Annotated in this window: 11 protein-coding genes; 5 read left to right on the top strand and 6 right to left on the bottom strand. The window is 61.9% G+C overall.

What is annotated here, in order from left to right:
- Positions 1-633: 633 nt before the first annotated feature.
- Entirely contained in the window at positions 634-1,863 is a 1,230-nt protein-coding gene (gene senA / locus R6254_RS10490; protein WP_318406687.1) for a selenoneine synthase SenA, read from the bottom strand.
- A 28-nt stretch (positions 1,864-1,891) separates the two neighbouring features.
- On the opposite strand from senA, the gene senB reads away from it, so the two are divergent.
- The 4 genes from senB (at position 1,892) to R6254_RS10470 (ending at position 6,738) form a co-directional block, all read left to right on the top strand.
- Positions 1,892-2,929, top strand: a complete 1,038-nt coding sequence (gene senB, locus R6254_RS10485; protein WP_318406600.1) for a selenoneine biosynthesis selenosugar synthase SenB — start codon at positions 1,892-1,894, stop codon at positions 2,927-2,929.
- A 22-nt stretch (positions 2,930-2,951) separates the two neighbouring features.
- Positions 2,952-4,025 carry a selenide, water dikinase SelD gene (selD, locus tag R6254_RS10480; RefSeq protein ID WP_318406598.1) on the top strand — a complete coding sequence of 358 codons (1,074 nt, stop codon included), beginning with the start codon at positions 2,952-2,954 and terminating at the stop codon, positions 4,023-4,025.
- 222 nt (positions 4,026-4,247) lie between these two features.
- The gene (locus tag R6254_RS10475; protein WP_318406596.1) at positions 4,248-4,886 is read left to right on the top strand and encodes a TRAP transporter small permease subunit; all 639 of its coding nucleotides are present in this window, start codon (positions 4,248-4,250) and stop codon (positions 4,884-4,886) included.
- A gap of 19 nt (positions 4,887-4,905) precedes the next feature.
- Positions 4,906-6,738 carry a TRAP transporter large permease gene (locus R6254_RS10470; protein ID WP_318406594.1) on the top strand — a complete coding sequence of 611 codons (1,833 nt, stop codon included), beginning with the start codon at positions 4,906-4,908 and terminating at the stop codon, positions 6,736-6,738.
- Positions 6,739-6,834: 96 nt separating this feature from the next.
- Here the strand turns inward: R6254_RS10470 and R6254_RS10465 are convergent, their stop codons facing one another.
- The 5 genes from R6254_RS10465 to R6254_RS10445 all read right to left on the bottom strand — a co-directional run bounded on the left by R6254_RS10465 (position 6,835) and on the right by R6254_RS10445 (position 12,494).
- A complete protein-coding gene (locus tag R6254_RS10465) occupies positions 6,835-7,917 on the bottom strand; it encodes a TRAP transporter substrate-binding protein (RefSeq protein ID WP_318406592.1) in 1,083 nt (360 codons plus the stop codon).
- 198 nt (positions 7,918-8,115) lie between these two features.
- Positions 8,116-9,195, bottom strand: coding sequence for a TRAP transporter substrate-binding protein (locus tag R6254_RS10460; protein WP_318406590.1), 1,080 nt, complete (start codon positions 9,193-9,195; stop codon positions 8,116-8,118).
- Between the two features lie 188 nt (positions 9,196-9,383).
- On the bottom strand, positions 9,384-11,279 hold the full coding sequence (dxs, locus tag R6254_RS10455) for a 1-deoxy-D-xylulose-5-phosphate synthase (protein WP_318406588.1): 1,896 nt from the start codon (positions 11,277-11,279) through the stop codon (positions 9,384-9,386).
- 58 nt (positions 11,280-11,337) lie between these two features.
- Positions 11,338-12,249 (bottom strand): polyprenyl synthetase family protein, encoded by a 912-nt coding sequence (locus tag R6254_RS10450; RefSeq protein WP_412103148.1) that lies wholly within the window; start codon positions 12,247-12,249, stop codon positions 11,338-11,340.
- Positions 12,250-12,254: 5 nt separating this feature from the next.
- A complete protein-coding gene (locus R6254_RS10445) occupies positions 12,255-12,494 on the bottom strand; it encodes an exodeoxyribonuclease VII small subunit (protein ID WP_318406586.1) in 240 nt (79 codons plus the stop codon).
- A gap of 219 nt (positions 12,495-12,713) precedes the next feature.
- On the opposite strand from R6254_RS10445, the gene R6254_RS10440 reads away from it, so the two are divergent.
- Entirely contained in the window at positions 12,714-13,832 is a 1,119-nt protein-coding gene (locus tag R6254_RS10440) for an aromatic ring-hydroxylating oxygenase subunit alpha (RefSeq protein ID WP_318406584.1), read from the top strand.
- Positions 13,833-13,862: the final 30 nt, after the last annotated feature.

Here is a 13,862-nt window from a genome sequence, read left to right as displayed (position 1 = left end):
AACGGGCGCAGATAGCTACTGAATTTATAGCAAAATTTGCTTGCCTCTGCCGTTCGGGCTGAGCTTGTTGAAGTCTTGTTTGATTTCGAGCTGCAGTGGTTTGCCTGCTGGCCGGGTCTCGCCCCGGCGGGCGACTTACTTTTCTTTGCTTCGCCAAAGAAACCTAAGGAAAAGAAAGGCGACCCCGCTGTCTGCGTCCCTTCGCTTCGCTACGGGCAACCTGCGGTGCTCGGTCCAGCCGGGGTCGAGCTCGAACTCGCCTTCGGCTCAGACAATCGCTCGCCCTGATCCGGCTGGCCCTGCGCTCCTCGGCGCAGACAGAAGGGGGGTGGAGAAAAACGCAAATACCAATTCGGGGAGACATGACGCGCGAAGCGCGTCATGTCGAAGTACAAACACAAACGGCCGCCATTCATGCACGCGGTCGCAGCACACAAGACCAAATGAAGTCCCCCTCCATCGCCCAGCGGGGCGAGGGAGGGGTTAGGGGTGGGAGTGGGGAGTCCGTCCTACTGTCCAGTGCAAGCCGCAAACGCAGCGTGACGCTGACAAGGCATTGAGCCCGGACCTATGAATGAAATCGACCTTCAGCCCTTTAAACACGGGCGCAAGCAGCTCCCGTTTTAATAGCATCTACAACGCACACGACCGAAACCCGCAGAAGATATCGTCGCGCCCTGGCAGATAAAAATTGCGGTACTTCGGATGTTTCATGCGCGCTCGGGTCGCCATCGAGGCACCGCGCAACACCTTGTGGGTGCCGAACCAGGGCTGGGAATAATCGGCATAAGGGCCGGGGGTGAAACCCGGGTAAGGCCGGAAGCTGCTGCCTGTCCACTCCCACACATCACCCCAGCGGAAACCCCGGCGCGCCGCCGTGTGTGCCGCCACCTCCCACTCGACCTCGGCCGGCAGGCGGCGTCCGGCCCAGCGGCACCAGGCGTCGGCCTCCCACCAGCTCATGTGCATGGCCGGCTGGTTGCCCAGCATACGCATGGCTTTGCCGAAACGGATTTGCATCACTGCGCCGCTGGCCACGCCAATTTGCTCGACGTAACGCGGGCCGCGCCGGCCTTCGCTGGCCGCCGTGGCTTGCAGCCAGTCCCAGCCCTCCGGCAGCCAGAACTCGGGCTGGTCGTACCCGCCGTCATCGACAAACTCGACAAACTGCGCCCAGCTCACAGGCTGGGCGTCGATCTCGAACTCGGGCACCTGGACCTCATGCTGTGCCTGTTCGTTGTCAAACACAAAACCCACGGCCTGGGCCGCATCGGCGCTGCCCTGCTTCCAGACCGTCGCCGGGATCAGCAGCGGCTCGCGCAAAAACATGGTCGGCGGTGTGAAGGCTTGCAACAAAGCCTTGTCCAGGGTCAGCCCCAGCGTTTGGGCGGTGTAGGTCAGGGCTTCGGCGTGCATGTCTTCATGGAACAGGCACAGGCGGTAGAAATACAAGGCGTCGTCATCGTCGCCGGCTTTTTCCAGCAGCTCCAGTGTGCTTTCCAGCGTGTCGAGCAGGTAGGCGCGGCAGTTGGCCACGCTGGGCAGGTCCAGTGACCAGCGCTGGGCGTGCGGCACATTCGCCGAGTCCCACCAGCGGTCGGCCCGGGGTTCGATCGACGCCAGCCGCGTGTGCGCCGCGTCACAACGCGCGCCACGGGCCCGCTGCATGTTGCGGCCTATCCACCACTCCTGGAACCAGCCCACATGACCCAACTCCCACAATGGCGGGTTGAGGGTCGGCAACATTGGCACCACAAAATCAACCGCCTCCAGCGCCTGCTGGTATTGACCGAAAAGACGCAGCGTATGATTGCGCGCATCCATCAGGGCCAGCGACAGGACATCCCGGCCTGCGCTGCGCATCAGGGGCGAATCAATCAGCCCGGTCACCGTGGTCGAGGATGAATGGGGTGATGAATTGGGTGTAGCGTCTGAAGCCAAAACAGTGGTCCTGGTAAGCCCGGCGATGCAGGAAGCCAACAATGGCAACTGGCACACTGCACATCGCTGGGCGCAATTTCTGTCCAGTCATTGTGACATCGCGTTGCTGCCCGCCTGGCCGGCGCCCTTGAGCGCCCCTACCGCCGACGCCATGATCGCCCTGCATGCGCGGCGCTCGGCACCCTCGATCCATGCCTGGGCGCAGCAGTACCCAGGCAAACCGCTGATCCTGGTTCTGACGGGCACCGACCTGTACCGCGACATCTTGGGGGATGCCGACGCACAACAGTCGCTGCGGCTGGCGACACATCTGGTGGTCTTGCAGGAAGCCGGCTTGCAGCAGGTTCCGCCCGCCTGGCGCAACAAAACCCGGGTGATTTACCAGTCGGCCCGGGCCCTTTGCCCCGCCGTCAAATCAACACGCCAGTTCCGCGCGCTGATGGTTGGCCATCTGCGTGACGAAAAAGACCCGCTGACCTACCTCCGAGCGGCCGCGAGGCCTTTCGAAGGGCGCATGCTGTTTGAACACATCGGCGAGGCCTTGCAACCGGAGCTGGCACTGGCCGCGCGTGCAGCGGAAAACACCACCCCCGGCTACCGCTGGCTGGGCGGCCTGCCGCGTGCGCAAACCCGCCAGCACATCAAGCGCGCCCATGTGCTGGTGAACAGCTCGCGCATGGAAGGCGGCGCCCAGGTGATTCTGGAGGCCGTGCAGTCCGGCACGCCGGTGCTGGCGTCGGCCATCAGCGGCAACATCGGCATGTTGGGCGCCGATTACGCCGGCTACTTTGCACTCGGTGACGATGGTGCGCTGGCGGCATTGTTGCAGCGTTGTGCGGCCGAGCCCGGCTTTCTGGCCCTGCTCCAGGAACAATGCCGTCAACGCGCCCACTTGTTCAGCCCGCCCGAAGAAAAACGCCGTGTTTTAAACTTGCTACACAGCGCACTGAAGCCCAGCGCCCCCTGCCCCGACGATCAGCTTGACTGAGACGTCTTTCGAAAGTTTTGCCATGACCACCCCCACGCCCCTCACACCGTCCACCCAACCGGCCGTGCCCCGCCTGAGCAGCCTGTCGCATGGTGGCGGCTGCGGCTGCAAAATCGCGCCCGGCATCCTGAGCGAAATTCTCAAAAACTCCAGCAATTTGCCAATTCCGAAAGAATTACTGGTGGGCATTGAAACCGCCGACGACGCCGCGGTTTACCTGCTCAACGATGAGCAGGCGCTGATTGCAACCACCGACTTTTTCATGCCCATCGTCGACGACCCCTATGACTTCGGCCGCATCGCCGCGACCAATGCCATCAGCGACGTTTATGCCATGGGTGGCACACCCATCATGGCGTTAGGCCTGGTCGGCATGCCCATCAACGTGTTACCGCTGGAGACCATAGGCGCGATTCTGCGTGGCGGCCAGGACGTCTGCCGCGACGCCGGCATTCCGATTGCCGGCGGCCACACGATTGATTCGGTCGAACCGATTTATGGCCTGGTGGTGCTCGGGCTGGTGCACCCCTCACGCGTCAAGAAAAACTCCGGTGCCAAGGCCGGTGACGTGTTGATCCTGGGCAAACCACTGGGTGTCGGCATCTTGTCGGCAGCGCTCAAAAAAGACCAACTCAGCGACGCCGGTTATGCCCGCATGATTGCCGTGACCACCCAGCTCAACAAGCCGGGTATCGCATTGGCGCAAATGGACGGTGTGCATGCCCTGACCGACATCACCGGTTTTGGCCTGGCTGGCCACGGGCTGGAACTGGCACGCGGCGCAAAACTGAAAATGGAACTGAACCTGGACCAGATTCCGCTGCTGCCCGGTGTGCTCGAGCTGGCGGAACAAGGCATGGTCACAGGCGCGTCGGGGCGCAACTGGGCCAGTTATGGCCCTGAAGTCACCCTGCCGGCCGGCATCACACCGGCGCAGCAGGCCTTGCTGAGTGACCCGCAGACCAGCGGCGGCTTGCTGGTCTCCTGCAGCCCCGACAGCGCCGACCAAGTGCTGGCTTGCTTCCACAGCCAAGGCTTCCCCGATGCCCGGGTCATAGGCCGCATGAGCGAGGGCCAGGGTGTCCAGGTGATCTGACGCTCGGCCTGCTCAGGCAAGCTGCGGCGCAACGATTCAGGCTGAAACCGGCCACGCCGCACAGTCAGTACAGGATGCCAGCGAGCAGCGTCATTCAATCGTCAGCTTGTCCCTTATAGTCTCTATAAAATCCCGACGCACTGATCGACATCCGGCCTTGACCTTTTGCGGGCTTGCCGGAGGTTTGTCATGACGCTGAATCATTCCTCTCGGAGACAAAAAATGCGCGCCCTCTTGAAGTTTTCCCAGGCCGTGGACTGGCTCAATGCCCAGATCGGCAAATCCGTCATCTGGCTCATCCTGGCCGCCACGGTCATCAGCGCGCTCAACGCGATTGTGCGCAAGGTTTTCAACACCAGCTCCAACGCCTTCCTCGAAGTGCAGTGGTACCTGTTCGCCTGGTCCTTCCTGATCGCCGCCGGCTTCACGCTGCTGCACCGGGAGCACGTGCGCATCGACGTGCTCAACAGCCGCTTGTCCAAGCGCGCACAGGTCTGGGTCGACATCATCGGCTTCGCACTCTTCCTGACGCCGCTGTGCCTGACGGTGCTTTACCTGTCCGTGCCGGTGGTGATCCAGATGTACCAGACGGGTGAAATGTCCGGCAATTCCGGCGGGCTGATCCGATGGCCTGTGTGGGCTGCGTTGCCCATCGGCTTCACACTGCTGCTTTTGCAGGGCTGGTCGGAGCTGATCAAGCGCATCGCCTTCCTGCGCGGCCAGGGCCCTGACCCCATGGGCCGCCTGACCGACAAGACGGCTGAAGCCGAGCTGATCGAAGCTCTGCGCCGCGAGGCCGAAGCGAAAGCCGCCCAAAAGGCCGACGCCACGTCCGGCGCAACACCAAAACCACAACACTGACCGAGGCGGAAAAAACACCATGGAATTCATTGTTGCCAACTTCGCCCCGATCATGTTCGCCGGGCTGATCTGCTTCCTGCTACTGGGCTTTCCAGTGGCCTTCAGCCTCGGGGCTTGCGGCCTATTTTTCGGTTTGGTCGGCATTGAGCTCGGCGTGTTCCAGTCGTCGGTGATGGCCTGGCTGCCCCAGCGGCTGATCGGCATCATGTCCAATGACACGCTGCTGGCAGTCCCCTTCTTCACGCTCATGGGGCTGATCCTGGAGCGCAGCGGCATGGCGGAGGACTTGCTTGATACGGTCGGCCAGGTCTTCGGCCCGATGCGCGGCGGCCTGGCCCTCGCCGTGATCTTTGTCGGTGCCTTGCTGGCCGCCACCACCGGCGTAGTCGCCGCCTCGGTCATCTCCATGGGCCTGATCTCGCTGCCCATCATGCTGCGCTACGGCTACGACAGGCGCTTGAGCAGCGGCGTGATCGCTGCCTCCGGCACGTTGGCGCAGATCATCCCGCCCTCCCTCGTTCTGATCATCATGGCCGACCAGCTCGGCAAGAGCGTCGGCGACATGTACAAAGGCGCCTTCCTGCCCGGCTTCATGCTGATGGGCCTGTACGTGCTCTACGTCGTGTTCCTGGCGATCTTCAAGCCCGCGCAAGTGCCGGCGCTGCCGCTCGAGGCGCGCACCTTCCGCGAACCCAACGGCAGCGGCGGCTACATCTCCCTGGTGGGCATCACCGCGCTGTCGGCGGTTGTGGCGGTCTTCCTGGCGCACAACATGGAGGCCGTTCACTCGTGGTTCCAGGACGAGGCCGTGACCTTCGTGGCCACTGACGAAAAAGTCGTGGTCGCCATGTGCGGCGGCGTGTTCGTCGCGCTGGTGATCGCGCTGATCAACAAGGGCCTGAAGCTCAACCTGCTGTCGCGGCTGGCCGAACGGGTGACCTTTGTGCTGATTCCGCCGCTACTGCTGATCTTCCTGGTGCTGGGCACCATCTTCCTGGGCGTGGCCACGCCGACAGAAGGCGGCGCGATGGGTGCGATGGGTGCGCTGATCATGGCCTGGGCGCGCCGTCGCATGAGTTTCTCGCTGCTGAAGCAGGCGCTGGCTTCGACCACCAAGCTGTCGAGCTTCGTGATGTTCATCCTGATAGGCGCTACGACCTTCAGCCTGGTGTTCCAGGCCGCCGACGGCCCGATCTGGGTCGAGCACCTGCTGACGTCGCTGCCGGGTGGCCCGGTGGGCTTTCTGATCGCGGTGAACGTGCTGGTGTTCTTTCTGGCGTTCTTCCTGGACTACTTCGAGCTGTCCTTCATCGTGGTGCCGCTACTGGCGCCGGTGGCCCACAAGCTGGGCATCGACCTGATCTGGTTCGGCGTGCTGCTGGCGGTGAACATGCAGACCTCGTTCATGCACCCGCCCTTCGGCTTCGCGCTGTTCTTCCTGCGTTCCGTCGCACCCGAAAAGCAGTACGTGGACCGCGTGACGCAGAAGGTCATGGAGCCGGTAACAACGATGCAGATCTACAGGGGCGCGATTCCGTTCGTGCTGATCCAGTTGACGATGGTGGGTGTGCTGATCGCCTTCCCGCAGATCGTGACGGGCAGCCTCGATAAGGCGGTAAATGTCAACCTCGAAGATGTGGGCGCACAGATGCGCGACAGCCTGAAGCCTGAGGACGACGGCCCCGCAGCCGACCCCTACGGCGCTCAGGAAGAAGCCGCGCCGGGCGCGGAACCGAAGACCGGACCGGGTGCCGAAGGCGTCGCACCAGCCACACCGGAACCCTCGACGGAAAGCACCGAAAGCGATCCCATGAAGGCCATGCAAGACGCGCTCAAACCCCAGAAGCCCTGACCCTCGGGTCCTTAGGGCTCTTCTCCGGAAGAGCTCCAGGAAAAAAGGCCGACCTGCATTGCAGGTCGGCCTTTTTGCTTGTGAACGACCGGATCGTCAGATCTTGATCGAGTTCATGTACTGGTTGAACGGATACTCGGAGAAGCGGTTCCACAGGACCTGGTCACGCTGGAAGGCGCGCATGTCCTGGTGGATCTTCTTGAACTCGGGCGACTTGGCTTCGTGCTCGGCGAACACTTCCATCGAAGCCTTGAAACCGGCATCCATCACGGCTTTCGGGAACGGTTTGAGTTGCGTCTTGGCTGCCACCAGGCGCTTCAAGGCGATGGGGTTGTAGGCATCGTACTTGGCAGTCATGTCGCGAGCGGCAACATTGGTGGCCGCGTTGAGGATGGCTTTATTCTCATCCGACAGCTTGGCAAAGGCCTTGTTGTTGATGAAGAACTCGAGGTCGGCGCCGCCTTCCCACCAGCCTGGATAGTAGTAGTAAGGAGCCACCTTGTTGAAGCCCAGCTTCTCATCATCGTAGGGACCGACAAACTCGGCAGCGTCCAGCGTGCCCTTTTCGAGCGCCTGGTACACATCGCCGCCTGGCATGTTCTGTGATACCACGCCCAGCTTGGCCATGGCTTCGCCGAACACGCCGCCACCCATGCGCATCTTGAGACCCTTGAGGTCGGCCACGGTCTTGATCTCCTTGCGGTACCAGCCGCCCATCTGCGTGCCGGTGTTGCCGGCGCTGGCGGTGTGGAAGTTGTACTGCGCGAAGAAGGCATCCAGCAGCTTGCGACCGTTGCCGTACTGTTTCCACGAGTCGTTCTGGCGTGCGGTCAGGCCGAAAGGCACGGCGCAGCTGAAGGCGAAGATCGGGTCCTTGCCGGTGAAATAGTAGGCGGCTGACTGCGCCATTTCGAGCGTGTCGCCCTGCAGTGCGTCCACCACGCCGAACGCCGGCATCAGTTCACCGGCGGGATGGGTCGTGATTTCAAACTTGCCACCCGACAAGGCCTTGACGGTCTTGGCCAACATTTCGGCACTTCCGAAAATCGTGTCGAGCGAGCGGGGGAAGCTGGAAGCAAGACGCCAGCGAACGGCGGCCTGGGCATGTACGGCCGGGGCAATACCTGCCGCGAGCACACCGGCAATGCCGGCATTTTTAATTAGGGAACGACGATCCATTAAATTCACTCCAAGTGCATTGAAAAAAACGCGGCTTGTGACCGGGCCACCAACTTTTAGGTAGTTGCGATTGTAAAACTGGCTGACCTGCGGACTAGGGGGGGTTTTCCCTGCGGAATCCCTCTGGCGCAGGCCTCAATCCGTCTGTCCTCAGCCCGCGTTCTTGGAGGCAAAAATCAATGCAAGCGGCGTGTTTGCTTAAAGCTTCTGACTTTGCATGAAGCGGTCAAACGTTGATTCGGTGAAGCGGAACCAGAGGTTCTGGTCGCCACGAAATTTGGCGTAATCGGCATACACCTTGCGCCAGTTTTCGTTTTTTGCCGACAGTTCACCATAAAGCTTCATGGACTCCCGGAAGGCCGCGTTCATGACATCGGGGGGAAAGGGCCGCAGTTTGGCGCCGTCGCTCACCAGCTGTTTGAGGGCGGCCGGGTTTCTGGCATCGTATTTGGCCTGCATCTCGACATGCGCCGCCGCACTCGCAATTCTGACCATGGCTTTGTACGTCGGCGTCAAGGCATCGTAGGCTTTCTGGTTGATGTACAAATCGAGTTGCAGGCCACCTTCCCACCAACCCGGGTAGTAATAATTGGGCGCGACCTTGTTAAAACCCAGCTTCAGATCGTCGTAAGGGCCTATCCATTCCGCGGCATCAATGACGCCCTTTTCCAGCGCCTGGTAAATGTCGCCGCCAGGCAAGTTTTGCGGCAGGCCGCCAAGGCGTTCTATCACCTGGCCGGCAAAACCACCGACCCGGAATTTCAGGTCTTTCATGTCGGTTATGGATTTGATTTCCTTGCGAAACCAGCCGCCCATTTGTGCGCCGGTATTACCGCAGGCAAAGTTGATGATGTTGTAGCGGGCATAAAACTCGCGCATCAGCTTCAGGCCATTGCCCTCGAAGGTCCAGGCACTCATCTGGCGGCTGTTCAAGCCAAAGGGAATCGCAGCGCCGATGGCAAAGGTTTCATCCTTGTCGGAGAAATAGTAGGCCGCCGTGTGCGCCGCTTCGATCTGGCCGCGCTGCACACCGTCCACCACATCAAAGGCCGGCATCAGTTCGCCGGCTGCATGCACCGACACCTCAAACCTGCCGCCCGACACCGCTTTGACATGTTGGGCAAAGGTTTCCGCAGCACCATAAATGGTGTCCAGCGACTTGGGGAAACTCGAGGCCAGGCGCCAGCGCACAGACACCTGCGCATGCACGGCAGGTGCCACGCCGGCCGCCAGCACACCGGCGATACCAGCATGTTTGATCAGGGCGCGACGATTCATGAAAGGCTCCGAATGCCAGGAAGCCGGCTTGTGGGGGGATCAGGACAAGCCGCAGGCTCGGCAGCTTGCGTGCCATTGTAGAAACCTGCGCTGACTTTCACGCATGGGTTTTCCCGCGAAACCGGCTCAGGCGCTCGTCAGTCCACCAGGCGCATGGCCGCCATACGCCTCTAGCCCCACCAAGGTTTTTACGCCACAGATTTCAGCGTCGGCTTGGCGGTTTTGGCGGCAAGCAGCAACTCCGCAAAACGCATGCGGATGGATTGTTCGATGCCAGCCGCATCCAGCCCCTGCTGGGCCAGCAACTTGGCCGGATCACCGTGTTCGGTAAATTCATCACGCAGGCCCAGGTGCAGCAAGGGTTTGCTGATACCCGCTTCAGCCAGTGCTTCGGCAACAGCGCTACCGGCGCCGCCCATGATGCAGCCCTCTTCCAGCGTGACCAGTGCGTCGTGGCTGGCCGCCACCTGCAGCAGCAAAGCCACATCCAGCGGTTTGGCCCAGCGCATGTTGACCACGGTCGCGCCGAGTTTTTCAGCCACCTGCAGCGCCGGATACAACAAGGTGCCAAAGGCCAGAATGGCCAGCCCTGCGCCCTGGCGACGAATTTCGCCTTTGCCGAAAGGCAAGGCCTCCAGGCCGGCCTGTGTCGCCACGCCGGCACCCGCCCCGCGCGGATAACGCACGGCCACCGGGTGGTTTTGCGCGTAGGCGCTGCTCAGCAACATGCGGCATTCGTTTTCGTCGGCCGGACAAGCCACACTCATGTTCGGGATGCAACGCAGGTAAGCGATGTCGTAGGCCCCGGCATGGGTGGCCCCGTCGGCACCGACCAGACCGGCGCGGTCCAGCGCAAACACCACCGGCAGGTTTTGAATCGCCACGTCGTGGATCAACTGGTCATAAGCACGCTGCAAAAAGGTCGAATAAATCGCCACCACCGGTTTCAGGCCTTCACAGGCCATGCCGGCGGCAAAGGTCACCGCGTGTTGTTCGGCAATACCGACGTCGTAATAACGCTCGGGGAAACGCTGGTGAAACTCCACCATGCCCGAACCTTCACGCATGGCCGGCGTGATGCCGACCAGGCGTTTGTCTTTTTCCGCCATGTCGCACAGCCAGTGGCCAAACACCTGGGTGAAAGTTTGTTTGGCCGGCGTGCTGGATTTTTGCAGGCCCATGGCCGGGTCGAACTTGCCGGGGCCGTGGTAGGCCACGGGGTCGGCCTCGGCCAGTTTGTAGCCTTGGCCTTTTTTGGTCACCACATGCAGGAACTGCGGGCCCTTGAGGTGTTTGATGTTTTCCAGCGTCGGGATCAGCGACTCCAGGTCGTGGCCGTCGATGGGCCCGATGTAGTTGAAACCGAAATTTTCAAACAAGGTGGCCGGCACCACCATGCCTTTGGCATGGGTCTCCAGCCGTTTGGCCAGCTCGAACAGCGGCGGCGCCACCTTGAGCACCTGCTTGCCGACATTTTTGGCCGAGGCATAAAACTGCCCGCTCATGAGTTGCGCCAGGTAACGGTTCAGCGCGCCCACCGGGGGGCTGATACTCATGTCGTTGTCGTTGAGCACCACCAGCAGATTGCAGTCGCACACACCGGCGTTGTTCAGCGCCTCGAAGGCCATGCCGGCACTCATGGCGCCGTCACCGATGATGGCCACGGCACGGCGGTCCTCGCCTTTTTGTTTGGCCGCCATCGCCATGCCCAGCGCGGCGGAAATCGAGGTCGACGAATGCGCCGTGCCGAAGGTGTCGTAGTCGCTTTCGTCGCGGCGCGGAAAACCGCTGAGGCCGCCGAGCTGACGCAGGCTGCCCATGCGCTCACGCCGGCCGGTCAGGATTTTGTGCGGGTAGGTCTGGTGGCCCACGTCCCACACCAGCCGGTCGTCCGGCGTGTTGAACACATAGTGCAGGGCGACGGTCAACTCCACCGTCCCGAGGTTGGAACTCAAATGCCCGCCGGTTTGCGACACGCTGTGCAACACGTAGGCGCGTAATTCATCGGCCAGCGTTTTCAGCTGGGCACGCGGCAGCAGCCGCAGGTCTGCGGGGCTGTTGATGGTTTCAAGCAATGGGTACATCGTGGTGTTGCCTTGTTTTTCTCGGGCGCTGAGCGCCTCATCCCTGGATCAGTCTGCCTCAAGTTTTACGATTGACCAGCATGTCGGCCAGCGCACTCAGCGCGTCCGTGTGTTTCAACTCGCTGGCCTTCAAACTGTAATGCGCCTGCGACAGCAACTCCTGCGCGTAATTGCGCGACGCGGACAGGCCCATCAGCGACACAAACGTGGGTTTGTCCTGGGCCGCGTCTTTGCCGGCGGTTTTGCCCAAGGTCGCCGAATCGGCCGTCACATCCAGAATGTCGTCGACCACCTGGAAAGCCAGGCCCACCGCCGCACCGTAATCACGCAAGGCGTTTTTCGCCGCCGTGGAGGGTGCGCCACAGGCCGCGCCCATCATCACGCTGGCCTGCAGCAGAGCACCGGTTTTCAGACTGTGCATGTCGTGCAACTGCTCCGAACTCAGGGCTTTGCCGACACTGGCCAGGTCGATCGCCTGGCCACCGGCCATGCCCTGGTAACCGGCGGCCTGCGCCAGCATGCGGCACAAGGCCGCCTGGGTCGCGGCATCCACCGAGCCGTCCTCGGGCGTCAGCAATTCAAAGGCCAGCGCCTGCAAGGCATCGCCGGCCAGCAGGGCCGCTGCCTCGCCAAACTTGACATGCACCGTTGGTTTGCCGCGCCGCAGGATGTCGTTGTCCATGCAGGGCATGTCGTCGTGCACCAGCGAATAGGCGTGGATCAACTCCACCGCGCAGGCCACACGCAGCGCCGCTGCCGGGTTGCCGTCCACGGCCTCGCAGGCCGCCAGGACCAGCAGCGGGCGCAGGCGTTTGCCGCCGTCGAGCACGGCGTAACGCATCGCGTCGCCAAGCCCGGCCGGCGCCGGTGTGGGTTCGGGCGGCGCCACCCAGCGCATCAAGGCTTGTTCTACGGCCGCGAGTTGCCGGGCGCTCCAGGCGTCCAGCGCAAAAGATCTATGTTCAGTCAATGGGCTTACTCTTGGTTCCAGGGCTTGAGCTCGTTGCCCTCCAGCACCTTGATCTGGGTTTCAACGGCCTCGAGCTTGCCGCGGCAGAACTTGAGCAGTTCGGCGCCGCGCTGGTAGCCGGTCAGCAATTGGTCCAGCGGCAACTGGCCGGATTCGAGCCGGGCCACCAGGGTTTCAAGCTCATCAAGGGCAGCTTCGTAACTGGCGGGGGCCGTAGGTGCAGGGGATGGGGAAGTTTTAGCCATGGTTATTTGGTTGAGGACTGATTTTAGGCCGTTGTGAAACCACTTTCCCCCGCCAGAGATTGCCTGCGGACGGCCAGCCCCCCGGTTTAGGGTCGCGCACACGACGTTTCAGGGCTGGGCGTTACAATTAAACCTACTTCTCGTCTTGGCGCCCCGCCTGTCATGGCAGGGTTGCCTGCCCGCTCACCTACCCCCGAAATCGCCTGTTTCGGAAACTGCATGCCTGATTTAAGCCTTCGCCTGCTGCAGGCGACCAGCCAGCTCCCCATCTACAGCTATTTTGATCCCAGCGTGTACCAGCGGGAGCAGCAAAAGCTCTTTGCGCGTGGCCCGCGTTATGTGGGGCATGAGTTGGCCGTGCCCGCACTGGGCGACTATTACGCGCTGCCGCAAGAACTGGGCGGCCGCGCGCTGGTGCGCAACGCCACCGGTGTGGAACTGATCTCCAACGTCTGCCGGCACCGCCAGTCCACCATGCTGCAGGGCCGCGGCAACACCGGCAACAACATTGTCTGCCCGCTGCACCGCTGGACTTACGACACCAGCGGCCAGCTGATAGGTGCGCCGCATTTCGAGGTCGACCCCTGCCTGAACCTGAACCGCTACAAGACCAGCAGTTGGAACGGCCTGGTGTTTGAAGACAACGGCCGTGACATCGCCGCCGACATGGCCTCGCTGGGCCACATGGCCGACCTCGATTTTTCCGGCTACCAGCTCGACAAGATTCACCTGCACGAGTGCAACTACAACTGGAAGACCTTCATCGAGGTCTACCTGGAGGACTACCACGTCGGTCCTTACCACCCCGGCCTGGGCGGTTTTGTCACCACCGACGACCTGCGCTGGGAGCTGGCGCCCAGCTATTCGGTGCAAACCGTGGGGGTGTCCGACAAGCTGGGCAAGCCCGGCACCGACACTTACAAGAAGTGGCACGATGTGGTGCTGCAGTACCGCAACGGCGTGCCGCCCAAGTACGGCGCCATCTGGCTGACTTATTACCCGCATGTGATGATCGAGTGGTACCCGCATGTGCTGGTGGTCAGCACCCTGCACCCGCAAGGGCCGGACAAAACCCTGAACGTGGTGGAGTTTTTCTATCCCGAAGAAATCTGCGCCTTTGAGCGCGAGTTCATCGAGGCACAGCAGGCCGCCTACATGGAAACCTGCGTCGAGGACGACGAAATTGCGCTCAGCATGGACGCCGGCCGCAAGGCCTTGATGCAACGCGGCGACAACGAATTCGGCCCTTACCAGAGCCCGATGGAAGACGGCATGCAGCATTTTCACGAGTGGTACCGCCGCGAAATGGGCGCCAGCAAAACCACACAAATGCTTTGACGGGTCATCGCCGCAAACACCATTCGCTAC

The sequence above is a fragment of the Polaromonas potterensis genome (genome assembly GCF_033446725.1).
Lineage (GTDB): Bacteria > Pseudomonadota > Gammaproteobacteria > Burkholderiales > Burkholderiaceae_C > Polaromonas.
The sequence above is the reverse complement of the archived record's forward strand: the minus strand, read 5'-3'. Positions and strand labels throughout refer to the sequence as shown.

Excerpts from the sequence above, each read along its gene's own strand:
- R6254_RS10460 (WP_318406590.1), bottom strand. The coding sequence starts at position 9,195 with ATGAATCGTCGCGCCCTGATCAAACATGCTGGTATCGCCGGTGTGCTG.
- R6254_RS10440 (WP_318406584.1), top strand. The coding sequence starts at position 12,714 with ATGCCTGATTTAAGCCTTCGCCTGCTGCAGGCGACCAGCCAGCTCCCC.
- selD (WP_318406598.1), top strand. The coding sequence starts at position 2,952 with ATGACCACCCCCACGCCCCTCACACCGTCCACCCAACCGGCCGTGCCC.
- R6254_RS10475 (WP_318406596.1), top strand. The coding sequence starts at position 4,248 with ATGCGCGCCCTCTTGAAGTTTTCCCAGGCCGTGGACTGGCTCAATGCC.
- R6254_RS10470 (WP_318406594.1), top strand. The coding sequence starts at position 4,906 with ATGGAATTCATTGTTGCCAACTTCGCCCCGATCATGTTCGCCGGGCTG.
- dxs (WP_318406588.1), bottom strand. The coding sequence starts at position 11,279 with ATGTACCCATTGCTTGAAACCATCAACAGCCCCGCAGACCTGCGGCTG.
- R6254_RS10465 (WP_318406592.1), bottom strand. The coding sequence starts at position 7,917 with ATGGATCGTCGTTCCCTAATTAAAAATGCCGGCATTGCCGGTGTGCTC.
- senA (WP_318406687.1), bottom strand. The coding sequence starts at position 1,863 with ATGCGCAGCGCAGGCCGGGATGTCCTGTCGCTGGCCCTGATGGATGCG.
- R6254_RS10445 (WP_318406586.1), bottom strand. The coding sequence starts at position 12,494 with ATGGCTAAAACTTCCCCATCCCCTGCACCTACGGCCCCCGCCAGTTAC.